22 protein-coding genes are annotated in these 23509 nt (G+C 61.2%); 15 read left to right on the top strand and 7 right to left on the bottom strand.

The annotated features are described in order from the left end of the window. The first annotated feature begins 47 nt into the window (after nucleotides 1–47). The 3 genes from ABIE40_RS21470 to ABIE40_RS21460 are packed head-to-tail and all read left to right on the top strand — an operon-like array spanning nucleotide 48 to nucleotide 2769. On the top strand, nucleotides 48–1418 hold the full coding sequence (locus tag ABIE40_RS21470; RefSeq protein ID WP_199625673.1) for a M20/M25/M40 family metallo-hydrolase: 1371 nt from the start codon (nucleotides 48–50) through the stop codon (nucleotides 1416–1418). Further along, nucleotides 1411–2082, top strand: a complete 672-nt coding sequence (locus ABIE40_RS21465) for an ABC transporter permease (RefSeq protein ID WP_199625672.1) — start codon at nucleotides 1411–1413, stop codon at nucleotides 2080–2082. Before ABIE40_RS21470 ends, ABIE40_RS21465 begins: the two co-directional genes overlap by 8 nt. 3 nt (nucleotides 2083–2085) lie before the next feature. After that, the gene (locus ABIE40_RS21460) at nucleotides 2086–2769 is read left to right on the top strand and encodes an ABC transporter permease (RefSeq protein WP_199625671.1); all 684 of its coding nucleotides are present in this window, start codon (nucleotides 2086–2088) and stop codon (nucleotides 2767–2769) included. A gap of 26 nt (nucleotides 2770–2795) precedes the next feature. Here the strand turns inward: ABIE40_RS21460 and ABIE40_RS21455 are convergent, their stop codons facing one another. Then, nucleotides 2796–3452, bottom strand: a complete 657-nt coding sequence (locus ABIE40_RS21455; RefSeq protein ID WP_130280475.1) for a TetR family transcriptional regulator — start codon at nucleotides 3450–3452, stop codon at nucleotides 2796–2798. Between the two features lie 213 nt (nucleotides 3453–3665). Between ABIE40_RS21455 and ABIE40_RS21450 the strand changes: the two genes are divergently transcribed. The 4 genes from ABIE40_RS21450 (at nucleotide 3666) to repC (ending at nucleotide 8817) form a co-directional block, all read left to right on the top strand. Then, nucleotides 3666–4565, top strand: coding sequence for a quinone oxidoreductase family protein (locus tag ABIE40_RS21450; RefSeq protein ID WP_199625670.1), 900 nt, complete (start codon nucleotides 3666–3668; stop codon nucleotides 4563–4565). Nucleotides 4566–5069: 504 nt separating this feature from the next. Next, nucleotides 5070–6284, top strand: a complete 1215-nt coding sequence (gene repA / locus ABIE40_RS21445) for a plasmid partitioning protein RepA (protein ID WP_112714731.1) — start codon at nucleotides 5070–5072, stop codon at nucleotides 6282–6284. Between the two features lie 51 nt (nucleotides 6285–6335). Next, entirely contained in the window at nucleotides 6336–7379 is a 1044-nt protein-coding gene (gene repB, locus ABIE40_RS21440; protein ID WP_199625669.1) for a plasmid partitioning protein RepB, read from the top strand. Between the two features lie 151 nt (nucleotides 7380–7530). Continuing rightward, nucleotides 7531–8817, top strand: coding sequence for a plasmid replication protein RepC (gene repC / locus ABIE40_RS21435; RefSeq protein ID WP_199625668.1), 1287 nt, complete (start codon nucleotides 7531–7533; stop codon nucleotides 8815–8817). A 124-nt stretch (nucleotides 8818–8941) separates the two neighbouring features. Here repC and ABIE40_RS21430 read toward each other — a convergent pair whose 3' ends face one another. The 6 genes from ABIE40_RS21430 to ABIE40_RS21405 form a co-directional block, all read right to left on the bottom strand. Beyond that, the gene (locus tag ABIE40_RS21430) at nucleotides 8942–10144 is read right to left on the bottom strand and encodes an MFS transporter (protein WP_199625667.1); all 1203 of its coding nucleotides are present in this window, start codon (nucleotides 10142–10144) and stop codon (nucleotides 8942–8944) included. A gap of 81 nt (nucleotides 10145–10225) precedes the next feature. After that, the gene (locus ABIE40_RS21425) at nucleotides 10226–11662 is read right to left on the bottom strand and encodes a M81 family metallopeptidase (RefSeq protein ID WP_199625666.1); all 1437 of its coding nucleotides are present in this window, start codon (nucleotides 11660–11662) and stop codon (nucleotides 10226–10228) included. Between the two features lie 10 nt (nucleotides 11663–11672). Next, nucleotides 11673–13592 (bottom strand): beta-N-acetylhexosaminidase, encoded by a 1920-nt coding sequence (locus tag ABIE40_RS21420; RefSeq protein WP_199625665.1) that lies wholly within the window; start codon nucleotides 13590–13592, stop codon nucleotides 11673–11675. Between the two features lie 31 nt (nucleotides 13593–13623). Then, nucleotides 13624–14400, bottom strand: a complete 777-nt coding sequence (locus tag ABIE40_RS21415; protein WP_199625664.1) for an SDR family oxidoreductase — start codon at nucleotides 14398–14400, stop codon at nucleotides 13624–13626. Between the two features lie 20 nt (nucleotides 14401–14420). After that, nucleotides 14421–15287, bottom strand: a complete 867-nt coding sequence (locus ABIE40_RS21410; RefSeq protein WP_199625663.1) for a MurR/RpiR family transcriptional regulator — start codon at nucleotides 15285–15287, stop codon at nucleotides 14421–14423. A gap of 25 nt (nucleotides 15288–15312) precedes the next feature. Continuing rightward, nucleotides 15313–15699, bottom strand: coding sequence for a RidA family protein (locus tag ABIE40_RS21405; RefSeq protein ID WP_130280459.1), 387 nt, complete (start codon nucleotides 15697–15699; stop codon nucleotides 15313–15315). Nucleotides 15700–15810: 111 nt separating this feature from the next. Here ABIE40_RS21405 and ABIE40_RS21400 point away from each other — a divergent pair, with 111 nt between their 5' ends. The 8 genes from ABIE40_RS21400 (at nucleotide 15811) to ABIE40_RS21365 (ending at nucleotide 23492) form a co-directional block, all read left to right on the top strand. Then, complete coding sequence (locus ABIE40_RS21400) at nucleotides 15811–16296, top strand: hypothetical protein (protein WP_199625662.1); 486 nt, start codon at nucleotides 15811–15813, stop codon at nucleotides 16294–16296. Nucleotides 16297–16326: 30 nt separating this feature from the next. Continuing rightward, nucleotides 16327–17802: a M81 family metallopeptidase gene (locus ABIE40_RS21395; protein ID WP_199625661.1), complete on the top strand. Its 1476-nt coding sequence runs from the start codon at nucleotides 16327–16329 to the stop codon at nucleotides 17800–17802. Nucleotide 17803: 1 nt separating this feature from the next. After that, nucleotides 17804–18904, top strand: a complete 1101-nt coding sequence (locus tag ABIE40_RS21390; protein ID WP_199625660.1) for a D-TA family PLP-dependent enzyme — start codon at nucleotides 17804–17806, stop codon at nucleotides 18902–18904. A 72-nt stretch (nucleotides 18905–18976) separates the two neighbouring features. Further along, nucleotides 18977–19189, top strand: coding sequence for a hypothetical protein (locus ABIE40_RS21385; protein WP_112714709.1), 213 nt, complete (start codon nucleotides 18977–18979; stop codon nucleotides 19187–19189). A gap of 152 nt (nucleotides 19190–19341) precedes the next feature. Then, nucleotides 19342–20301, top strand: a complete 960-nt coding sequence (locus ABIE40_RS21380; RefSeq protein WP_199625659.1) for an AraC family transcriptional regulator — start codon at nucleotides 19342–19344, stop codon at nucleotides 20299–20301. A 155-nt stretch (nucleotides 20302–20456) separates the two neighbouring features. Continuing rightward, nucleotides 20457–21725 (top strand): ABC transporter substrate-binding protein, encoded by a 1269-nt coding sequence (locus ABIE40_RS21375; RefSeq protein WP_199625897.1) that lies wholly within the window; start codon nucleotides 20457–20459, stop codon nucleotides 21723–21725. 130 nt (nucleotides 21726–21855) lie between these two features. Further along, nucleotides 21856–22674 carry a carbohydrate ABC transporter permease gene (locus ABIE40_RS21370; protein ID WP_413712535.1) on the top strand — a complete coding sequence of 273 codons (819 nt, stop codon included), beginning with the start codon at nucleotides 21856–21858 and terminating at the stop codon, nucleotides 22672–22674. Next, entirely contained in the window at nucleotides 22671–23492 is an 822-nt protein-coding gene (locus ABIE40_RS21365) for a carbohydrate ABC transporter permease (RefSeq protein WP_112714703.1), read from the top strand. Before ABIE40_RS21370 ends, ABIE40_RS21365 begins: the two co-directional genes overlap by 4 nt. Nucleotides 23493–23509: the final 17 nt, after the last annotated feature.

Below are 23509 nucleotides of genomic sequence, written 5' to 3'. Positions count from 1 at the left end.
TGGCAGGCGGGAGGCGGTAATCCCGCCTCCCGTTTTCAGGAGACACTATGCGCATTCCCGCCGACATTCTTGCCGCCGCCGTCAAAGACCTGTCCGATCTCGTCGCGATCCCGTCCGTCAGCGCCCGTGGCGAAGGCATGGAAGCCTGCGCCGACAGCATCGAACGGCTGCTGACCGAGGCGGGTTTTGCCACCGAACAACATTCCGGCGATGTCGGCCCCTTCGTGGTCGGCGAAACCGGCGAAGGCCCCTTCACGCTGGTGATCTACAATCACTACGACGTGCAGCCGGAAGATCCGGTCGATCTCTGGACCGCGCCGCCCTTCACGCTCTCCGAACGCGACGGCCGCCTCTATGGCCGCGGTTCGGCCGACGACAAGGGCGAGTTCATCAGCCGCCTCGCCGGCTGGCGCGAATTCCGCAAGACACATCCCTGCCCCCTGCCCTTCAAGCTGATCTGGATCGCCGAGGGCGAAGAGGAGATCGGCAGCCCGTCGCTCAACCGCTTCCTCGACAAGCGCTTCCCCGACACCAAGGCCGATCTCTGCTGGTGGGAATATGGCGAGGTCGACAAATCCGGCCGCCCGATCATCCTGATGGGCTTCAAGGGCATCCTCGCCGTCGAACTCGAATGCCGCACGGCCCGCGCCGATCTTCATTCAAGCCTCGGCGCCATCTTCGACAACCCGCTCTGGCGGCTTGCGACTGCGATCTCGTCGTTGCGCGATGCCTCCGGGCATATCCTGATCGACGGCTTCTACGACAGCGTCATCGCGCCCGATCCGCGCAGCCGCGAGCTTGCGGCAAAGCCCCCCTTCCCGCTCGAAAGCCTGCAGGAGGAGACTGGCGGACGCCGGCTGCTCGAAGGCGTCGATGCCGCGACCTTCTATGAACATCTGAATTTCGAGCCCTGCCTCAACGTCAACGGCTTCCACGGTGGCTATGACGGCGAAGGCGCCAAGACCGTACTGCCCTGCACCGGCATGGCGAAACTCGACTTCCGCCTGGCGCCCGGCCAGAACCCGGTGGAGATCGCCGAGCTGCTGCGCCGCCATCTCGACGCCAAAGGATTTGACGATATCGCGCTGAAGGTTCTCGATGCCGAAGTGCTGGGGGTCCGAAGCGATCCGTCGCATGCGGCTGTCGATCTCGGCGCCGAGCTGCTGGAGAAATGGTTCGGCCGCCCGGCGATCATCCAGCCAAGTTCGGCCGCATCCGGCCTTGCCCATCCCTTCATCCACAAATTCGGCGCCACACTCTTCGGCGCAGGCCTGACGCATCATGGCGCCATGCTGCATTCGCCCGACGAAAACATCCTCGTCTCGCATTTCGAAAACATGATCGGCTTCTCTGCGGAATTCTTTGCCGCACTGGCCGGCCGCTTCGGATCGGCGCCGGAGGCAGAACCGCATGTTTGAGGCGCTCTACCAATATCAGGGACAACTGCTGCAGGGGCTGACGACGACGCTGATCGTCGCCTTCGGCAGCTTTGTCGTCGGTTTCGTCATCGCCGCCGTACTGGCGCCCGCTGCCGTCTATGGCAATTCCCTGACCCGGCGGATCATCATGGGCTATGTCGGACTGATCCGCGGCCTTCCGGAACTGCTGGTAATCTTCCTGATCTTCTACGGCGGCACCGTACTGCTGACCAAGCTTGCCGGCCGCTATGTCGAGGTCGACGCGCTGACCGCCGGCATCGCCTCGCTCTCGGTCGTCTCCGCCGCTTATCTCACCGAGATCCTCCGCGGCGCGCTTCTGAGCGTCGCGCAAGGACAATGGGAGGCGGCACTCTCGCTCGGCTTCCGCCGCCCGCGCGCCTTCCTGCTCGTCGTCCTGCCGCAGATGATGGTGAAGGCGCTGCCGGGGCTCACCAACCAGTGGCTGGTCATCCTCAAGGAAAGCGCCCTCGTTTCGGTGATCGGCCTCGAGGAGCTGATGCGCAAATCGGTGGTGGCAGCAGGAGCGACCCACCAGCCGCTCGCCTTCTATCTCGCAGCCGCCGGCTTCTACGTCATCGTGACCGGGATCTCGACCTTGCTGCTCAAGGCCTACGAGACGCGGCTGACGCCGCATATGAGGTAAGCCATGCTGTCCTTCGATCTCTTCCTGCCCGCCTTCATGGCCGTCAAGAACGGCTTCCTTCTGACGATCCTGATCACCATCGCCAGCTTCGCGCTCGGCCAGCTGCTCGCCCTGCCGATCGCGCTGGCGCTGACCTCGGACCGGAAGGCGATCCGCGCGCCGTTATCGACCTATACATTCCTGGTGCGCGGCAGCCCGCTACTCGTCCAGCTCTTCATCATCTATTACGGCCTCGGGCAGATCGACGCCGTGCGCCACAGCATCTTCTGGCCGCTGCTGCGCAATCCCGTCTATTGCGCCATCCTGGCGATCGGCCTGAACTCGGCCGCCTATGCCGGCGAGCTGATTGCCGGCGCCATCCGCCAGCTACCGGCAGGCCAATGGGAAGCGGGCAAGGCGCTCGGCCTTCACCACCGCATCCTGCTGATCAAGGTGATCCTGCCACAGGCCTACCGCGCCATCCTCCCGGCACTCGGCAACGAGCTCATCCTGGTGATGAAAGGATCGACGCTCGCCAGCGCCGTCACCGTCATGGAAATGACCGGCGCCGCCCGCGTCTTCGTCGCCAAGACCTACGCCCCCTTCGAAACCTTCCTGATCGCCGGCACCTGCTACCTGCTGATGGGCGCAGTCTTCGGCCGTATCTTCCGGGCGATCGAGGCGAAGGTTGCGATTCCGGGAAGGTGATGGCGGTCATCACAACGGAGCCGCTTTCAGGCCGCTCCGGTATCGCTCGCAAGCCCTAGCGCTGTCGCCTGTAATAGCTGGCGCAGGCGCGGCGCGAAATCGAGCGCGACATGACCCCACCTCGGCTCCTGCGCATATAATCTCGCAAGCGTCGGTGTCGGGTGCGACACCTGCCAGAGACCTGAGGCCAACATTAGTGTCGTAGCGACAAGGCCCGCGATTTGCTCGCCGGTCATGCTTCCCGCCCCCTCCACCGCAGCGACGATATCATCATGCGCGGCGAAGGCGTTGGTCTTGTAACGACGAGCACGCTCGATATCGACGTCCCCCTCGAGGCTGAGCGTCACATGGGTCAGCAGGTCGCAAAAGACCGGCATGGACGTGATGGTGTCAACGAACAGTCCAGCAATCTCCGCCGGTCCCAAGCCAGCTCGGCCGCTAAGTGTGGCCACGATCGCATCCCGCCAGCGCCGCCAACCACGTTCGGCGAGTTCGAGCAGCAGTTCCTCTTTGCTCGCATAATATCGCAGCACGCCCGTACGGTGCAGCCCAACGCGCTCGGTCACGGCAGCGACGGTGATGAACCGGATGCCGCCGAGCTCAATAGCCAAAGCTTCGGCGGCATCAAGCAAAGCCTCCGAACGCTGCTGTTTGTCTTCGATCGACCGAGCTCTCTCTCTCATTCGTCTTCCTTACGCTATCCAAAACGAGAGAGCCACCCCTTGTAACACATCGCAATGTTCGTTAAATGCATTTAACGCATCATTAGGTGCGTTATTAATGATGGTCGAGTAAAAAGGAAATTTCCCGTGAAGGCTGTCCAAGCTACTGGCTTCGGTGATCCAAACGTTCTCAAGATGGTTGATCTTCCTGATCCCGCGCCCGATCCGGGCCAGGTGGCGATCGATGTCACCCACGCCGCTGTCGGCCTCATCGACTTGCTCTTCCGCCAAGGCCAGTTCAAGGATGTGCCCGGCATGGCGCAGCCGCCGTTTGTCCCCGGGCTCGAAGTGGCGGGAACGATACGGGCGCTTGGTGAAGGCGTGACGGGCTTTAACGTTGGGGAGAAGGTTGTCGCAATGTCCGGCACGGGCACGGGCGGCTACGCATCCGTCTATATCGCTCCGACGCACGTTGTCATTTCAACCGAAGGCTATGCGATCGATCCGGCCCTTGCCGTCTCCGTCATTCCCAACGCCGCAATGGCCCATGTTGCCCTTACTCGTGTCGCCCATCTCGCCGAGGGAGAGACGGTGCTCGTCCACGGCGCGCTCGGGGGATTTGCCGCTGCGTTCCCGGGAATTGCCAAGCGACTTGGTGCCTCGCGCGTTGTCGGCTCGGTGCGCGCGAGCAAGCTTGAAGCCGCCGCCAGAACGAAGCTGCCTTATGACCGGATCGTCGATTCAGCCGATCTGACCAGTGCCTTGGCGGACGAGAAGTTCGATGTCGTCATCGACGCTGTCGGCGGAGCGGTCCGAAGCCAGAGCTTCGCATTGATGAGGCCGGGCAGCAGGCTCATCGTTGCCGGCAACGCCAGCGGCGACTGGAGCCACGAAGTGAAGACCAATGATCTTTGGCTCGGTTGCGTTTCGGTGACCGGTTTCAATGCCGGCGCCTATCTGCCGACACATCCGCACACCATTCGCCCCGCTTTGGAAGCGGCGTTGAGGGTCGCAGCGGACGGCCTGGGCGAAATGGAAATCGACGTGCTGCCTTTCAGCAAAGCCGTCACCGCACATGAGCGCATGGAGAGCCGCGCACTCAACGGCCGGATCGTGCTCACGCCGGACGGCTGATCTGCGAAGTGCATGAGTTAGAGAGGGAGGAGCGTGCCAGGACCATCACGGCACGCTTCTTGGATCGCTGCGCTCAGACACCACTGTCCGGCTCGCGCCGATCTCGCTCGACCGGGTATACCCCTCGCAAAGCTGTGGCTGGCGGGTGTTTCGCATTGCTCAAACAGCGCAAATCAGGTGTAGAATGAACCATCAGCTAGCGGATGTGATTCGATTCGCAGCTTTCGGGACCCAAAACGGCCAGATGCTAATGCGCTGATATGGTTAATCTTCATTCTCCAACGGAAATGAAGATCCACATTTCTTCCGCTGCCCATACTGCCTCCGGATTCACCGCTGAATCGCTGCCGATTCTTAGCCGGCGACGATTTTCACGGTGAAAAGGCCTCGAACAAAGCGGGTTAAGCCCCTGTTAACCCTAATTGCCTTGCAAGAAAATGAGAATCGGAGCTAAATGCGCTTTCAAAGCCCGTAAGGCGTTTAAATCGCATTTTCGAGATTTCCATGAATATGGCAACGACAATTGATAAGGCAATTTCTGACGTCGATCAGCTGATCATCGCTCAGGCCCAGGAACTGTCAGACAAGCTGAAGCAGCATCGTCTGGAAATGTTCCCGCCGCGGGCGATGAAGGATCTGCGCGAGTTCCAGCTCGCCGAGGCCGCGCGCTTTCTGGGCGTCACCAGCGGCTATTTGAGAAATCTGTCGCTGGAGGGCAAAGGCCCCCTCCCCCAGGTCACGTCATCGGGCCGCCGTTCCTATACGGCCGAGCAAATGGACGAAATGCGCCAGTTCCTGGATCAGAACGCCCGCGGCGGCACGCGCTATGTACCGCACCGCAAGGGCAGCGAGCATCTACAGGTCGTCGCCGTCGTCAACTTCAAGGGCGGCAGCGGCAAGACCACCAGTGCCGCCCATCTCGCCCAGCACCTGGCGCTCACCGGCCACCGCGTGCTCGCCGTCGATCTCGACCCGCAGGCATCGCTTTCGGCGATCCACGGCTTCCAGCCGGAATTCGACGTCAACGAGAACGAGACGCTCTATGCGGCGATCCGTTACGATGACGAGCGCCGGCCGCTCAAGGAAATCATTCGCAAGACCAATTTCCCGAACCTCGATCTGGTGCCCGGCAATCTCGAGCTCATGGAATTCGAGCATGATACGCCGCGCGTTCTGGCGCAGGGCAAGACCAGCGATTACGGCCGTATCTTCTTTGCCCGTCTCGACGAGGCGCTGTCCTCCGTTGCCGATGATTATGATGTCGTGGTTATCGACTGCCCGCCGCAGCTCGGCTTCCTGACGATGAGCGCCATCTGCGGCGCGACCGCGGTTCTGATCACGGTTCACCCGCAGATGCTCGACGTCATGTCGATGTGCCAGTTCCTGCAGATGCTCGGCGAAGTGCTGAACACGCTGAAGGGCGCCGGCGGCAACATGAACCTCGACTGGCTGCGCTATCTTGTGACCCGCTACGATCCGCAGGACGGGCCGCAGACACAGATGGTCGCCTTCATGCGCTCGATGTTCCGCAACCACGTTCTCACCAATCCGATGCTGCGCAGCGTGGCAATCTCGGATGCGGCGATGACCAACCAGACGCTTTACGAAGTCGAGCGCAGCGCCTTTACCCGCGCCACCTATGACCGCGCGATGGAGGCCATGGATGCCGTCAATGGCGAGATTGCCGATCTGATCCACAAAGCCTGGGGTCGCAAATGACCCGGGCGCAATTGACCACAGCAGACAGATCGATGGGCCGGAGGGAGATAAATGGCACGTAAGAACATCCTCTCGGGCCTGATGGACGATTCCAAGAAGTTTACCGCTGTAAACAACGAACCTGAATCGGGTGCCGAGAAACAGATCACCTTCAAGGGTATTGGCGCGCTCGGTGCGGTGACGCGCAGCATCGATGCGCTCGCTGCCCGGGCCGATGCCGCACGCGATATCGAAGAAAAGCTGGCGCATGGCGAGACGGTAATCGATCTCGACACAGCGCTGATCGAGGATTCCTTCGTCGCCGACCGCCTGGTGCAGACCGACGAGCAGTTCCAGGAGCTTCTGGAAGCGATCCGTACGCGCGGGCAGGACTCCCCTATTCTCGTGCGTCCGCATCCGCAGAAAGACGGCAAGTATCAGATCGCCTTCGGCCATCGCCGCGCCCGCGTTGCGAAAGAGCTCGGCCGGCCGGTTCGCGCCGTCGTCAAGAAGCTCGACGATCGCGATCACGTCATCGCCCAGGGCCAGGAAAATTCCGCCCGCGCCGATCTCTCCTTCATCGAACGCACGATGTTTGCCGACAAGCTCGACAAGCTCGGTTTCGACCGCGAGACCATCATGTCGGCGCTCAGTGCTGACAAAACGACGATCTCGAAGATGCTGTCGGTCACCCGCCGTATTCCCGCCGATGTGCTCTCAGCCATCGGTGCGGCTCGTGCGATTGGCCGTGACCGCTGGCATGAGCTCTCGGTCAAGTTCGAAAAAGAGAATGCGCCAGAGCGCGCCAAGCTCTTTGTCGAGACCGATGATTTCATCGCTGCTGAGCCCGACATCCGCTTCGATCTGCTTGCCGGATTCCTCAGCCGCAAGCCGTCTTCGACTGCCGCGACGCATGCTGAACCCGCTGCCGTAACGCAGTGGCAGCGCCGCGACGGCTCGGTCAAGGCGAAGATCAAGAATGACGGGAAGCAATTCACGATCGCGCTGAAGGCAGCTAGGGCATCGGCCTTCGGCGCCTATATCGCAGACAATCTGGATCGTCTCTTCGAGGCGTTCGAGAAGGATCAGTTGTCAGGAAAGAACGGAGATCAATAGCAAAAGAAAAGGCCCCCAAAACGTTGCCGTAGTGGAAGCCCTCTCTGATCTAGACACCCAGAGAATCACATTTCCACTCCCCATAGTCAAGAGTCTTCGGCACCTATTTTTGGTGAGCCCATATCTTTTGCCTTGAAGAAGGCGAAGAAAAATGGACAGCGGACGTGTGACGACGCCTTTCGGGCGGCGGCCGATGACACTTGGCTTGCTCGCAAGTCAGATCAAGGCACAAAAGATCGAGGAAAGCCCTTCGGTCGACAAATGGAAAATCTATCGCGCCCTTTGCCAGGCCAAACCTCTGCTCGATATCTCGGACAGAGCGCTTGCTGTGCTGAATGCGCTTTTATCTTTTTATCCCCACAACGAGCTCTCCAGCGAGCGCAATCTCGTTGTCTTTCCCTCCAATACGCAGCTGTCGATCCGCTGCCATGGCATGGCCGAGCCGACGGTTCGCCGTCATATGGCCGCACTCGTTTCCGCCGGTCTCGTCATCCGCAAGGATAGCCCGAACGGCAAGCGCTATGCACGCAAGACCCGGCAGGGCGATATCAGCGAGGCCTACGGATTTTCGCTGGCGCCATTGCTTGCGCGCGCTGCCGAGATCGAGCGTCTGGCGGAAAAGGTCGCTGCCGAGCGTTTGCATGTGCAGCTGATCAAGGAGCGGCTAACCTTGTGCCGCCGGGATATTTCCAAGCTGATTAGCGCCGCGATCACCGAAGACGCCGGAGGCGATTGGTGGCGCGTCCAGGAAGCCTTTCACCTGATCCTGAACAAGCTTCCGCGGGTCGCTCCGCCACATCTGATCGCATCGGTTCTGGCAGAACTCGAAGATCTCCGCACCGAAATCCTCAAGCGGCTGGAAACGCAGATTAAAGCGGAAAATTCGAGCGCCAATGACTCTCAAAATGAGCGGCACATACAGATAACAGAATCCGAATCTTATCTTGATTCTGAAGCGCGGCCGGAAAGCGCAGAGATTGAGTTTACCACCGTAAACTCCGTCAACCACGCTGACACCATGCATGCCGAAGATGACGCTTCCGTTACAGCAGAGAATGTTATCCCCAGGTCTGTGTCTCTCAGTACCATCATCGATTATTGCCCCGACATCGCCCTCTACGGACCGAATGCGAGAGTACGGAACTGGCAGGATCTCATTCAGGCCACCACGCTCGTCAGCACCATGCTGCAGATCGGGCCATCAGCCTATCGGCAAGCATCAGCGGCAATGGGACCGCAAAACGCCGCTGCCGTCGTCGCCTGCATTCTCCAGAAAGGCGAGAGCGTGGCGTCTCCCGGCGGATATCTGCGCTCTCTGGCACGGCTTGCGGAGCAGGGACGGTTTAACGCGTGGCCAATGCTGGCGGCTCTAAGGCGAAACTCGGTTTCCGGTGAAAGAGGTGCGCAAACACCACCGTATGCACCTCCGCCGAACTGAGGGAAAGAAAATTGCTTTTCAGTTCCGTTGCGAAAAGAAAATCGAATAGAAACAATTGCATCTCGTTCGGCTGAAAACGCAACCGGAGTGCTCAAACCCGAAGAAATCCAATGAATTCAGGCTTCTAGAGGCTGCGTCTGTTTCCATCGAGATAGAGCAGCCAGCCGGTGCCGATGAGGCCGGACAAGGCGCCGACCAGCGCGGTCCCGGAATAGGTGGTCACGGCGGTGCCGGCAGCGAAGAGCAGGGCGCTCAAACCGGCGCTGAGGAAGATGTTGACCGAGATCAGCGCGCTCCCAAGGCCAGGGCGTTCGGCGATCAGGTCCTGGAGATAGGTGATCGGAATGCTGATCAGAGCCGCGGCGCCGATGCCGCTGATGAGGGTGAGGGCGTAGACATGCCATGGTTCGTAGGCGACGGCGAGAAGAAGCAGGTAGACGGCGTAGATGACGGCGCCGGCCGCCAATGCCTTGAGCTGGCTGATGACCCGCAGCATGCGCGACCAGACGATGATGAAGACGACTTCGAGAAAGGCGACGATGCCGACGAGAATACCGACATCGGCAACCGTCCCATGCGCAGCACCGGTCACCACCAGCGGCAGGATGGCGCCGTTGACATGAAGCGTGCTGCTGATCAGCGCAATGGCGACGACGCGTCCAAAGATCTTCGGCGAGATCACCTGGCCGAGGGCTGCGAGATAGGAGAGGTGATGGGTGGCAGCGCGATCGGTTCCGCTTTGCCGCGGCAGGAAGAGGCCGATCAGCCCGAGACAGACCAGGCAGGAAATGCAGGCAAAGAGATAGGCGGGCAGCATGGTCGGCGAACCGGACAGCAGGATGCCGGTCAATCCGGGAACCAGCACCCAGGAGAGCGAGATCATCGCGCGGACACCGGAATTGACGGTCGCGACTTCGCTACGCTCCATCTTTCCCGTCGCGGCACGAACATTGGCGAAGAGCAGCGAGTTCAGAGAGCCATAAACGGGAAGCAGAAGCAGGGCGCTGAGAACGAAGATCTCCTGCGTCGGAAAGACGAAGATCGCGCCGTAGCCGATAATGCCAAAGACCGCCGCAACCAGCATCATCGTTCGGTATTCGCCGAGCCGGTCCGCCAGATTGCCGAGCAGGATGCTGACAATGACGTTCACCGTGGCTGCGGCAAAGATCAGCGCCGAGTAGAGCGCGTTCGACAGGCCGAGCTCACGGATGCCGACGACGGACTGGTAGGGCGAGGTCGTGGCTCCGGCAAAGCCGAAGGTGAAGATGGCAATCATGCTCACCCGGATAGCCGGGTTGCGGAAGACGTCGGGGATCAGGCGTTTCATTGTCGTCGTTCGAGGCTAGAGCCGCGCCGAGGCGGACGGGGAGGGAGATCCCATCCGCACTCGGATCGCGGCAGATCGGTTTCAGTCGCGCCAGCGGGAGGACAGGCGCGCCTGCGGCGTGTAGCTGAAATTCTTGTCGAAGGGAAAGGCTGGACGGCTGCGCCGCAGACTTACCAGATTTTCGATGTCCTGACCGACCACACCCTCGGTCAAGGCCATCAGGTTGGGGTTGGCGATCGGCGCCAGTTCCGGGGAGAGATATCCGGATTTGACGACGAGCAGCCGCACCGCTTTCGGATCGAGGCCAAGCTGGGTGAAATCGGCGATGTTGTGATAGGGGCGGCGGCGCGCCGCGAGCACGACGGTTACACCACCGGTTCTGACCACGGCTTCACGCTCGGCAGCGGAGCCGGGATCGTGGAGCGTCACGACTTCGGCGTCGAAGCGGACCGGAGCACTCGACGGATCGAGATTGCCGCCGACGGAAAGCGATATTTGCGCGCCCTTGCCCGCCGCAAAGCAGGCCTCGACAGCCGGGCGATCGGTAATGCCGGCAAAGAGGGCATCGTCGAAGCCGCGAGCGAGGACGGCGCTCAGCACATCGGCGCGATCGCCAACGCCGCCGCCGGTCGGGTTATCGGCGGAATCGGCGAGAATGACGGGCGCTGTCGCGGATTTTCCGGCAATATCGAGCATCTCGTCCAGTGGACCGGTCACCGGACCGAAGCGGAAATCGGACCGCGCGTCCCAATAGGATTGGGCAATGCGGTTTACTGCAGTCAACACCGCGTCCTTGTCGGTGCCGGTCGCAACGGCACAAGCCGTCGCCCGAGGCTCGTCGGCCCAGACATAGCCGATCATCAGATTGGCATCGAGAATGCCGTCTTGCGCATCGTAATCCGAAAGCTTGGCGTAGAGGCTCCTTGCCGGTTCGTCCTCGGTCGAAGTCCGCTCGCCCGGCCAGAGAACCGGCACCGGCGCCCAGGCGACGCCCGGCCGCTTTCCGGTCCTGAGCGCTTCCAGAAGCATCGACCAGGCGCGGACCATCGTCTCGCGCACATCGATATGCGGGGCCGTGCGATAGGCGGCGAAGATATCGAGCTGGTCGATGATGCGCTGGCTGACATTGCCGTGCAGGTCATAACTCGCCGCGACAATGCAGGCGTCGCCGACAATATCGCGCGCCGCCGAGATCCAGTTGCCCTCTGCATCGTCCATGCCTTCGACATTCACGGCACCATGCATGGCAAGATAGAGCCCGTCGAGCGGCAGCGCCGCCTTCAGCCGTTCGATAAACTCGGCCTTGAAGCTTTCATAGGCGACGCGCGAGACGGGGCCGCCGGGGACGGCGCGGGCGTGAAGCAGCGGCGAAAGGTCGGCGCCGCTGCCATCGAGAAAATCGAACTGCGGTGCGCGGAGAAGTTCCTCCCCGCGCAACACCTTGAAATCCTCGACCGACATCAGCACCGGCGAATAGGTGCTGCATTCGGTATGGAGCCCGCCGATCGCGATCCGCATCGCTTCCTCCTCAGAGTTTCGGGCTGAGCGGAACGATGGCCGCGAAGCGATCCCAATCCTTCAAGGCCTTCGGCGTCCAGGCCGCTTCGGCAATCGCCGGCAGGCGCGGGAAGACGAGGCGGTTGAAATAGCCGCGCGACAGGAAGTGTTCGGACCAGATGCAGGCCTGAACGCCCTTCAGCTTGTGCTGCAATTCCTCGGGGAATTCGCCGGCCGCTTCATAGGCATAGGTATGAGCCGGAGGCACGGTGCCGGCCCAGCTTGCGCCCGGTTCCTGGAAGGCCGTTGCCTGCACCATGTCGAGATAATAGGCCTGGCCCGGCGTCATCACCACATCGTAGCCTTCCTTGGCGAGCTCGATGCCGACCTGCGGATTTTCCCAGGCCATCAGCAGCGTGTCCTCGGAAGCGACGCCGCCGCCATGAGACACTTCGTTCCAGCCGGAGAGCTTGCGGCCGCGCGCCGTCAGCATCGCCTTCACCTTCTTGAGGAAATAGGACTGCAGGCCGAAGGTACCGTTGGTGATGCCTTCCTCTTCCATCAGCTTCTTGGCCATCGGCGAGGCGAGCCACGAGCCGTTCGCCACTTCGTCGCCGCCGATATGGATGTAGGCGGAGGGGAAGAGCTCGACCATCTCGTCGAACACCTTTTCGAGGAATTCGTAGGTGAGCGCGACGGCGGGGTTCAGCGCGTTGTTCGGATAGCCCTGGACCGAGTGGTAGCTGTCAGGCGCTTCCTGGCCATCGGTCAGATCGGGCAGGGCGATCAGCGTCGCGGCATTGTGGCCGGGAATATCGATCTCGGGAACGACCTCAACATTGAGAGCGCCGGCGTGGGCAACGATGTCACGGATATCGTCCTGCGAATAGAAGCCGCCAACCGGTTCTGCGCCGTTGCCGAGCTGCGGCAGCAGCGGCTCGTCGGGACCGCGCAGGACGCCCGTCGTCGTCAGTTGCGGATAGGCCTTGATCTCCAGGCGCCAGGCCTCGTCGTCGGTCAGGTGCCAATGGAAGATGTTGAGCTTGAACCAGGCGAGTATATCGATTAGCCGCTTGACGTCGGCGACCGGATAGAACTGTCGGGAGACGTCCAAATGGCAACCGCGCCAGCCATAGCGCGGCTTGTCCGAGATCGTCCCGGAGATCGGGAAGCGGAACTTGCCCTTGGTGACGCGAGCGCCGTTCAGAAGCTGGGCAAGCGTCGTCAGGCCGTATTGGCGCCCGGCCGCGCCGGAATAGGTGAGCGTCACGCGATCGGCTGCGAAAGTCAGCTTGTAGGCTTCGGCATCGAGCGCCGCATCCTTGCTGAAAGTGAGCGCCCGGCCCTGCGGCGAGGGCACAAGATTGAAGACGGAATGATCGCTTTCGAAAAGACGGCGCGTCAGCGAGATGACGGTCGAAATCGACGAAAGCTCTTCGCTCGAAGCGCCCTGCGGATAGAGAACGACAGGGAAACCATCGCCGGGCTTGGCATCGATCTCGGCCGGCCAGGGCTGCAGCGCGAAAGGCAGGTCAAGGCGTCCTTCGGGCAGCAGAACCGGCGGCGGCTCGCTGGCCGCGCCTTCTTGCAGCAGATCGGAAACGGCGACCGGCACATGCTCGCCGGATGAGAGCGTCAGATAGGCGGACTTGGCGCCATCGGTGCAATGCTGCGCCTTGCGATGCAGGCCGGCGACCGTGAAGGTCCAGCTCCCGCCGGGTGCGACGCTCAGGCCGGCCGGCGGGCCGAATTCGTGGAAATTGGCATTGCGGCGCAGGAAGGTGGCGTTGCCGCAAGCGGCAGCATCAATGACGCGGGTGAGGGAGGTATAGACGAGCCTGAAACCGGAAAGGGCCTCATCGGACAGGTTGAAAAGCGTGAAGGTAAACTCGCCGTTCGGTTCGCCATTGGGGTTCCAGCTGTTCTCAAGGCGGTAGTAAACCGGTTTCATATCTCGTTCCTCTCACTTTCTCTTATGTTTTTCAGTAGTGCTCGGACTGGGAGAAGGTGCGGGCGAGCTCCGCCTGACCAGCCGTCAGGCCGCAATCGACCGGCAGGCAGACGCCGGTGATGGCAGCTGCCATCGGCCCGGCCAGGAAGCTCACGGCATTGGCGACGTCCTTCGGGTCGACGACGCGCTGCAGCGGATACCAGCGGCGGGCGTCCTCGAAGACGTTGGGATTGGCGGCGGCCCGCGCCTCCCAAGCCTGCGTCTTCACGGTGCCGGGGGCAACGGCATTCGAGCGGATACCGAACTTGCCGTATTCGACAGCGACCAGCCGGGTGAAATGCAGCAGCCCCGCCTTGGCGGCGCTATAGGCCGGATGGCCGAAGACATTCATGCCGTTGACGGAAGCGATATTGACGACGGAACCTTTGGACGCCTTCAGCTGATCCTCGACGGCGCGGAAGGTCAGGAATGCGGCTTCGAGATTGAGCGCGTTGTCGGCGCGCCAGATCTCGGGCGTCGTATCATGCAGGCTGACGGCTCGCGCCGCGCCCGCATTGTTGACGAGGGTGCGCAGGCTGCCGGTTCCGGCGGCGCGCCTGGCAAGAGCCGCGACATTGGCCTCGCTTGTCACGTCGCATTGAACGGCAATGAAGCGGCCGGCATCGCCGAGCTTTCCGGCGGTCGCGGTGGCTGCCTTTGCATCGATATCGGCGAGCAGAATGACATCATGATCATCGGCAAGCCGGGCGGCGATCGCCGCGCCAATATCGCCTGCTGCTCCCGTCACGATGGCCACCGATTGTGTCATTGCTGCTTCCCTCTTGTTTATCAGTCTCCGAGCAGCTGCTTGTCGTCGCTGCCGTCACGGTGGGTGACCAGCTGCTGCTTGATGCGTCTCAGCGTCGTCGTCGCCTTCGGTTGTATGGCGTAGGCAACGAGGCTCGCCAGAATGTCGACGGTCGCGATATAGGCGATGCGCGTCGAGGTCGGACGGTAGATATTGGTGCCCTCGGGCAGGTCGATCGGCACGACGACCTCGGCCGCCTTGGCGACCGAACTGCCGGTCTGCGTCAGCGCGATGGTCTTCACCTTCGCCTCGCGCGCCAGTGCAAAAGCACGCACCAGCTCGGCATTGCGGCCGGAGAAGGAGGAGCCGATGATAACGTCGCCGGATTTCGCTGCGGCGGCCATCATCAGCTGCATGCTGTGATCGGAACTGGCGGTGATGCGCAGGCCGAGGCGGAAGAGGCGGTTCTGCAGCTCGTCGGCGATCATCGAGGAGTTGCCGCCGGAGCCGAAGGCGTAGATCATCTCGGCCTTGGAGATCAGCCCGACGGCCGCCTCGATCGCGGCGAGATCCAGCGAGCGGTGCAGCAGGAAGAGGGCGTTCTGCGCCTTGGTGATGATGTCTTGGGCGACATCGGCCGGATCGCCGCTCTTCGATTCCGGCTTCAGGTAGCGCACGCCGATATGGGCGGTGCGGGCAAGCTGAACCTTGAAATCGGAAAAGCTCTCGCAGCCGAGCCGGCGGCAGAAGCGTGTCACCGTCGGCGGCGAGACCGCCGCCCGCTCGGCGAGCTCGATGATCGAGGCATTCACCGCGAATTCGAAATCATTGACGATGATTTCGGCGATGCGGCTCTCGGAGGCTGAGAGCCGGCTCTTGTCTTCCTGCAATGTAGAAAAGATATCCAAGCCGGTCCCCCCTTAATCGCCGCCGTCAGTCTTTCTTCTTATAGGCGACGCAGTCGATCTCGACCTTGCAATCCACCATCATGGACGATTGGACGCAGGCGCGTGCCGGCGGGTGCTCGCCGAAATATTCCTGGTAGATCTTGTTGAAGGTCCAGAAGTCGCGGGGATCGTCGAGCCAGACGCCGACGCGCACGATATCCTCGACGCCGTAACCGGCCTCATGAAGGATGGCGATCAGATTGGCGATCGTCTTGTGCGTCTGCGGGATGATATTGCCTTCGATGATCTCGCCATTTTCCATGGCAACCTGGCCGGAAACATAGAGCCAGCCATCGGCTTCAACGGCACGCGCGAAAGGCAGCGGCTTGCCGCCGGCGCCGGTTTGAACAGTGCCATATCGCTTGATGGACATACGCGGATCCCTGCAAATTATTTTCTTGATAAGTTGACAAGTGACCATAGAAAGCGGAATTTGACCAGCGAAAAACGCCATTTATGAAAACTATTTAAATCGGGGGCGAACATGCGTGATCCTTTCAAGAATCCTTTCCCCGCCTCCGATGCCGCCAGGCATACCATTTGGGAGATGCTGGTGACGCGCGATATCGATGCGTTTCTGGCCGCCGACTGGTCCGCCGTCGAGCATGATTTCGTCGAGGAAGGCTTCATCGGCATCGATGGCCGCAAGGAAGTCAGCCCGGACAAATGGCGCCTCGCTTTCCCGACGCTGAAAGCCTATCGCGACGAGTGGCTGAAGCAGGCCAAGGACTTCGCGACGCAGAGCTTTGCTGAGGATACGCGCACGGCGATCTTCACCACCACGACCCTCGAAGACATCGAGATCGAAGGCGAGATGGCGCTTGTCCGCAAGAAGTTCGACGGAGGCCTGACGAAGAGCGACGGCAGCCGCGATATCATGCAGTGGCAGACGCTCTATTATTGCAGGCTCCACGAAGGACGGTGGAAAATCTGCGGATTCACCGGCTACCTGCCGAACCCGATGGGTTGACGCAGGGCCGACAAAACAAGGCCAACTCACTTGCGCATTTTCACGGCAGCACTGGCGACCGAGACCAATACCTTTTCCCCGATCTGTGTGGATCGCCGCGCCTTCGAGGCATCCCTCTATGCGCCGCCTGGCCAGCATCCGGAAACGCCGACGCTCTGCACCGCGCCGATCACCGTCGGCCGCCGCGTCACTGCCGAAAAGGGCTGGGAGCTGATCGAGGGCACGGCCACCTGGGCGGATCCCGCCGGCCTCGTCAACCGCAATACCTATGAAGAGCTGCGCGACGAGATCCTCGGACAGCTGCGCGCCGCGATGCCCGTCGATGCCATCGTCATGGGCCTGCACGGCGCCATGGTCGCTGCCGGATATGAAGATACCGAAGGCGACCTCCTGAGCCGCATGCGTGAGATGGTCGGCCCCGACGTGCTGATCTGCGCCGAACTCGATCCGCACAGCCATCTGACGAAGAAGCGCATCGAAGCGCTGAACTTCGCCGTTTATTTCAAGGAATTCCCGCATACCGATTTCGTCGATCGCGCCGAAGACCTGTGGCGCATCGCCGTCGATGCGCTCGAGGGCCGGGTAAAGCCTGTGAATTCGGTGTTCGATTGTCGGATGATCGACGTCTTCCCGACTTCGCGCGACCCGATGCGTTCCTTCGTCGACAAGATCATGCGCATCGAGAAGGAAGACCCGGACGTCCTGTCGATCTCGGTCGTTCACGGCTTCATGGTTGGCGACGTGCCGGAGATGGGCACCAAGCTTCTGGTCGTCACCGACAACAAGCCGGAAAAGGGTGCGGCGCTGGCGCGTGAACTCGGCATGGAGCTGTTTTCCAAGCGTGGCACGTTCATGGTGCCGCAGATCGACGAGAAGGAAGCGGTATCGCGGGCGATCGCCGCCAAGGCCTGGCCTGTGGTCATCGCCGATGTCTGGGACAATCCCGGCGGCGGCACGGCGGGCGATGCGACCGTCATCCTCGAGGAATTGCTGGCCCGCGGTGTGACGAGCGCTGCGATCGGCACGATCTGGGATCCGATTGCCGTCCAGATCTGTTTTGCGGCGGGCGAGGGCGCCGAAATCCCGCTCCGCTTCGGCGCCAAATCCGCACCCGGCACCGGCAATCCCGTCGATGGCACGGTGAAGGTCGTCAAGCTGGTGAAGAATGCCGAAATGCAGTTCGGCGAGAGCCTGGCGCCCTTCGGCGATGCCGCGCATATCGTGCTCGACGGTATCGACATCATTCTCAACTCGACACGCGCGCAGAGCTTTGATCCGAGCCTGTTTTCGGTGATGGGTATCGATCCGGCCAAACAGAAGATCCTGGTCATAAAGTCGACCAACCACTTCTTCGCCTCCTTCTCGAAGATTGCGGCCGAGATCCTTTACTGCTCGGCGGGAACGCCCTATCCCAATAACCCGGCGACGACGCCTTACCGCCGGGCGCCGAAGAATATCTGGCCGATCGTGGCCGATCCTCATGGAAGCGAACGCGGAGCCGCCTGAGATGCATGACAACCAGTTTGCCGTCGTCGCCAAGGCCGGTGACAGGATCGCGGATCTCTCGACCCCCCGCCCCGTTATCGACGAAGACAAGCTGGCCGCCAATATACAGCGGGTTCAGTCCTATATGGACGAGCACGGCCTGAATTTTCGCCCGCATATCAAGACGCACAAGATCCCGGCGCTCGCCGTTGCCCAGGTGGCGGCCGGCGCCAAGGGCATCAATTGCCAGAAGGTGACCGAGGCCGAGGTCTTCGCGGCCGCCGGCTTCGAAGACATCCTGATCACCTTCAATATTCTCGGCCCGCAGAAGCTCGACCGGCTCGGCAACCTGAACGACCGCATTTCCGGTCTCAAGGTAGTCGCCGACAGCGATGTGACGGTCGATGGTCTCTCGGCGCATTTCTCCGGCCGCAAGCCGCTGACGGTGCTTGTCGAGTGCGATACCGGTGGCGCGCGCTGCGGCGTCCAGACACCGGAACAGGCGGCCTCGCTTGCCAAGCGCATCGCCGCTGCCGATGGCCTGACCTTCGGCGGCATTCTCACCTACCCGAAGCCGCAGGCGGCCGATGCAGTGGAAGCCTTCATCCAGGCGACGCTGCAGCAGCTTGGCGCCGAAGGCATCGCCTGCCCGATCGTCAGCAACGGCGGCACGCCGAGCCTTTTCGACGCCCATCTCGTCAAGTCGGCCACCGAACACCGGGCCGGGACCTATATCTACAACGACCGCCAGATGATCCGCATGGGCCATTGCACCGAAGATGACTGCGCCATGTATATCGTCGCGACCGTTGTCTCCCGGCCGAACGGCGATCGCGCCGTCATCGATGCCGGCTCGAAGGCGCTGACCTCGGATCTGCAGGGTTTCAGCGATTTCGGCCTCGTGGTCGGTTATCCCGAAGCAAAGATCGCCAGCCTTTCTGAAGAGCATGGCGTGATCGACCTCTCTGCCTGCACCGGGCCGCGCCCGCAGATCGGTGAGAAGATTTTCATCATCCCCAACCACACGTGCGTCGTCTCGAACCTCTTCGACACGATGGTTTTTCACCGCAACGGCGTCGTCACCCGCGTCGAGGAAGTCGCCGCCCGCGGCCTCGTCTGGTAGGCAATCTGCCATTCGCGCTTGCGCCCGCGGCCACATCGGCTAGATGAAGGCCAACGAGCGAAGGAGAGCGGCGTGGAAGAACAGATCCAGATCGGAAATCGCGGTGATTTCGGCCAATGGGCGATCGAAGTCGCCAAGCTGATCGTCAGCGAACAGGGCTTCGAACTCGCCAGATCGGCGCGCGACGGCGACGAGAACGACGTCCGCGCTGCGGGTGCCGCACTCGGGCAGGCGATCACCAATGCATTGATGGAAGTCTATGACGGCCTGACCGAAGGCGAATAAAGCACGGGCCAGGCTGGGCAACATTTCTTAGCGAGGCCGCGCATCGCCGCTATCGCACCGGCCAGCCCAGGGTTCGCCTCACTTGAGATGCATCTCGACAGCAGAGAAAAACCGCTTAATTCTGTGCCGCGTGATTTTCGCGAGGAAGGGCGATGCTGAAACACAGGTCCACGGCTGCGAAACGGGCATTGGGCGCGAAATCCGCGTCATTGTCCGGCAATCCGCCGACCTATGAGCACATCGTCACCAACGCCAATGAGACATTTCTCTGGCGGGTGGACGATTATCCCTGGGAGCGCAACGTCTGGAACTATCACCCCGAGATCGAAATCCATCTTCTGCGAAATTCCAGCGGGATGGCCTTCGTGGGCGATCATATCGGTGAGTTCCATTCCGGTTACCTGACCGTCGTCGGCCCGAACCTGCCGCACGACTGGGTCACGGCAACGGAGCCTGGCGAGATCATAAAGGGGCGGGATGTCGTCATCCAGTTTGATCCCGACCGCGTGCGAGGCATTTCGGCAGCCTTTCCGGAGTTTGGACAGCTCGACGAGTTCTTTCGCAGGTCCGAGCGCGGACTTGTCTATGTCGGAGCGACGAGGGCGAAAGCCGCTGAAATGATCGAGCAGATGGGCGATCTGACGGGGTTTTCGCGATTGTCCCTCTTTGTCCAGCTCCTTGATCTGCTTGCTTCATCCAGCGAGTACGAGCTTCTCTCGTCACCGGAATTCGCGCCGAAGCTCGAAACGGAGTCACTGGACGCGCTTCAGAAGTCGCTGATCTACATCTTTCAGAATCTCGCCACGGATATCCATATGGCCGAGGTCGCCGAGCTTGCCGGCATGAGCGAGAGCGCCTTCTCGCGCTTCTTCAAGAAAAATACGGGCAACACCTTCACCGACCACGTCAACAAGCTGCGCATCTGGCAGGCCTGCAAGCTGTTGTCCGATACGGATATGCCGATCACCGATATCTGTTTTGAGGTGGGATATCTGAACATCTCCAATTTCAATCGGACGTTTCAGCGCCACCACAAGGTTACTCCGTCGGCATATCGCCGGCTGACGACCCAGCGGCGGCCTGTGCGACCCGCAGACCAAACGGCCGCATAACGCATTAAAGTATAGATTTGTCGCATGGTGCGCGCTAGTTCACCGCAAGAGACTTCGTACTATGACCACAGCGATCGACATCGCTGGGAGGCGCAGACGGGATCGGGAAATCCATAGTCTGCTCGGTAGTTTTGGGAGATTCACACATGAAACCGATGAAGACGCTCGTTTCGAGCATTGCTATCGCATGCGCTTTTTTCGGCGCTGCAACATCCTTCGCAGCCGCAGCAGAGTGCTCCGGCACCATCCGCGTGCTCGCTCAGCCCCGCGATGGACTGACCCTTCTTGAGAAGTACAAGGACGAGTTCACGAAGCTCAGCGGAGGCGCTGACTTCCAGATCGACTACCTGAACGAGAACGATCGCCGCGCCAAGACCAAGGCCGACGCCTCGACGATCGGGAAGTACAACGTGTACTATATTGACGAAGCCAACGTCGCGCTGTTTGCGTCGTCCGGCTGGGTCGCGCCTCTGCTCGACTATTACCCCAAGGACTATGACTACGCCGACTTCGATCCGGGCCGCCAGAAGGTTGCGACTTTCGACGGCAAGGTATGGTTCGCGCCGCTGACCGGTGGCGGCGACCTGATGGTCTATCGCAAGGACCTGCTTGAAGCGGCCGGTATCCAGCCGCCCAAGACCCTCGACGAATATGTTGCCGCGGTCGAAAAGCTCAACCAGCCCGACAAGGGCATCTATGGCACGGCGCTTCGCGGTCAGCGCGGCTCGGGCGCGAACGTCTGGCGCTGGATGCCGTTCTTCAAGGGCTTCGGCGGCAACTGGTTCGATGGCAAGACGCCGGCATTCGACAGCGATGCGGCAGTGAAGGCGACGGAAACCTATCTCAAGCTCTTCAAATATTCGGCTCCGGGCAGCCAGACCGGTGGCTGGGACGAAGCCGTCGGGGCCTTTACCTCGGGCCAGGTGGCGATGCTGATCGAATCCACGCCGCTCGTCGGCATGGCGCTCGACAAGAAGTCGTCGCAGGTCGCCGACAAGATCGGTTACCTGCCGCCTCCGACACCGCTGACTGGTGGTGGCTATGGCCACGGTCTGGCAATCGGCACCAAGGCGAACAAGGATGACGCGGCCAAGCAGTGCGCTGGCCTGTTCATCGGCTGGGCGACGTCGAAGGAAAATGAACAGCGTCGCCTTGCGGAAGGCCAGTTCAGCGAGCTGAACCGCACGAGCGTGATGACCAGCCCGAAGTTTGCCGAAATGTACGGCCCGGCACTCGGCCAGGCCTTGGCCGACACCGGCAAGGTCACGGCGGTGAACTTCTGGCAGAACCCGCAGTGGCCCGATCTCGGCGATCGTTGGGGCATCATCCTCGAAGAGCTGATCACCGGTAGCCGCACCGACATCAAGGGTGGCCTCGACGAGCTGAACTACTTTGCCAAGGATCTGGCGTCGCGTAGCCAGTAGTCAGCAACCTATTCGATCCATGTCCCGGCGGGTGCGTCCCGCCGGGTTTGCTTTCCATCGGCGTGCCGCCGCCGGAGGTTATCCCGTGAAAAACAAGCTTGCCCTGCAAACAGTCTTTCTGACGCCGGCGATGGTCGTCCTGGCCATCCTTGCGCTTGTGCCGACTGTCTACGCCATCGTCATCTCATTCCAGGACCGGGAGCTCAGCCGTCCCGATGGCCGCTTCATCGGTTTCGCGAACTATATCTCGCTCTTCTCCGACAGACGTTTCCTCAACTCGATCCAGGTGTCGCTCACCTGGGAAGTGCTGACCGTCACCGCAACCCTCGTGATTGCCGTCGGCCTCGGGATATTGCTGTTCGAATGTGCCTCGCCAAAGGCACGAAACGTGCTTTCGCTTCTGTTTCTGATGCCTGTGATCCTGCCAAGGGTTTCCGCGGCTTTCGTCTGGAAATTCGCCTTCCATCCGCTCTACGGCATCATCACCTATCCCTACAAGGCGATCACCGGCCAGCCGCTTGACCTCTTGTCTAGCCCTTTGACCGCGCTTGGCACCGTCGCTCTGGTCGACGTCTGGCAATGGGGTCTGTTCTTCTCGGTGATCGTGCTCAAGCTGCTCGAGACGCTGCCTCCGCAGCCCTTCGAGGCTGCCAGGCTCGATCACGCGCGGACATGGGAAGTCTACGCCTACGTCGCTTTGCCGATGTTGAAGGCGCCGCTGATCTCGCTGGCTTTCGTCAAGATGATCGAGTCCCTTCGTGCCTTCGACCTCATCTACGTGATGACGCGTGGCGGGCCGGGTATCTCTACGGAGACCCTCGATATGTATGCCTTCTCGCAAGGTTTCATCGAGTCAGGCCGGATTTCATACGCTTCGAGCATGGCGGTGCTCATGATGATCGCAACTTCGGTCGCCTTCACATTTATCTGGAAGAGGGCCAAGGTATGAGGAAGTTCAAGTTCGGCCGTCTTGCCGGCCAGGCCATTCTCGCACTCGCGGCGTTTTCGGCAGTGTTCCCGGTATTCTGGACGACCCTCAACGCCTTCAAGAACCGCGTCGATATCGTCACGCCGACGCCGTTGTTCTTCTTCACCCCAACCCTCGACAATTTCGCCTATGTGCTCGGCCGCGACAGCGTCTTCGCAGGATTGGTCAACTCGCTGATCATTTCCGGCACTGCCGTGTTGATCGGCGCGGTTCTCGGTCTGCCGGCGGCCTATGCAATCGCGCGCTATCCGAACCGCTGGTCGAAGGACATCCAGTTCTTCGTTCTGTCCCTGCGCTTCTTGCCCCCGGTGGCGGTGGCGATCCCGCTAATGGTTATCTGGCTGGATTTCGGTTTCTACGACACACGGCTGTCGATGATCGTGACCTATACGCTGCTGACGCTCGCAACGGTGGTCTGGCTCAGCGTCCCGGCCTTTGCGCGTGTTCCCAAGGAAGTCGAAGAAGCCGCCCGCGTCGATGGATACGGCCTGTTTTCGATCTTCTTCCTGATTGCGTTACCGATTGCGGCGCGCTCGCTGATCGGAGCGGTGGCCTTCAGTTTCGTTCTTGTCTGGAACGAATTCCTGATCGCTCTGATGCTGACCACTTCCGACGCCAAGACGCTGCCGATCGTGGCCTCTGAACTCACCCAGCTCGGCCGGGACGTCCCTTGGGGCATCCTCAACGCGTCGGTCGTCCTGCTATCCATTCCCCCGCTGCTCTTCCTCGGAGTCCTGAGCGGGATGCTGAACAGCGCCTTCAAGCGCAAGTCGTCTTAGTCAAAAGGAATCTTGAA

This window comes from Rhizobium sp. OAE497 (genome assembly GCF_040546565.1).
Taxonomy (GTDB): Bacteria; Pseudomonadota; Alphaproteobacteria; order Rhizobiales; family Rhizobiaceae; genus Rhizobium.
Note: the sequence above shows the minus strand (reverse complement) of the source record. Positions and strands in the feature narration are given on the sequence as shown.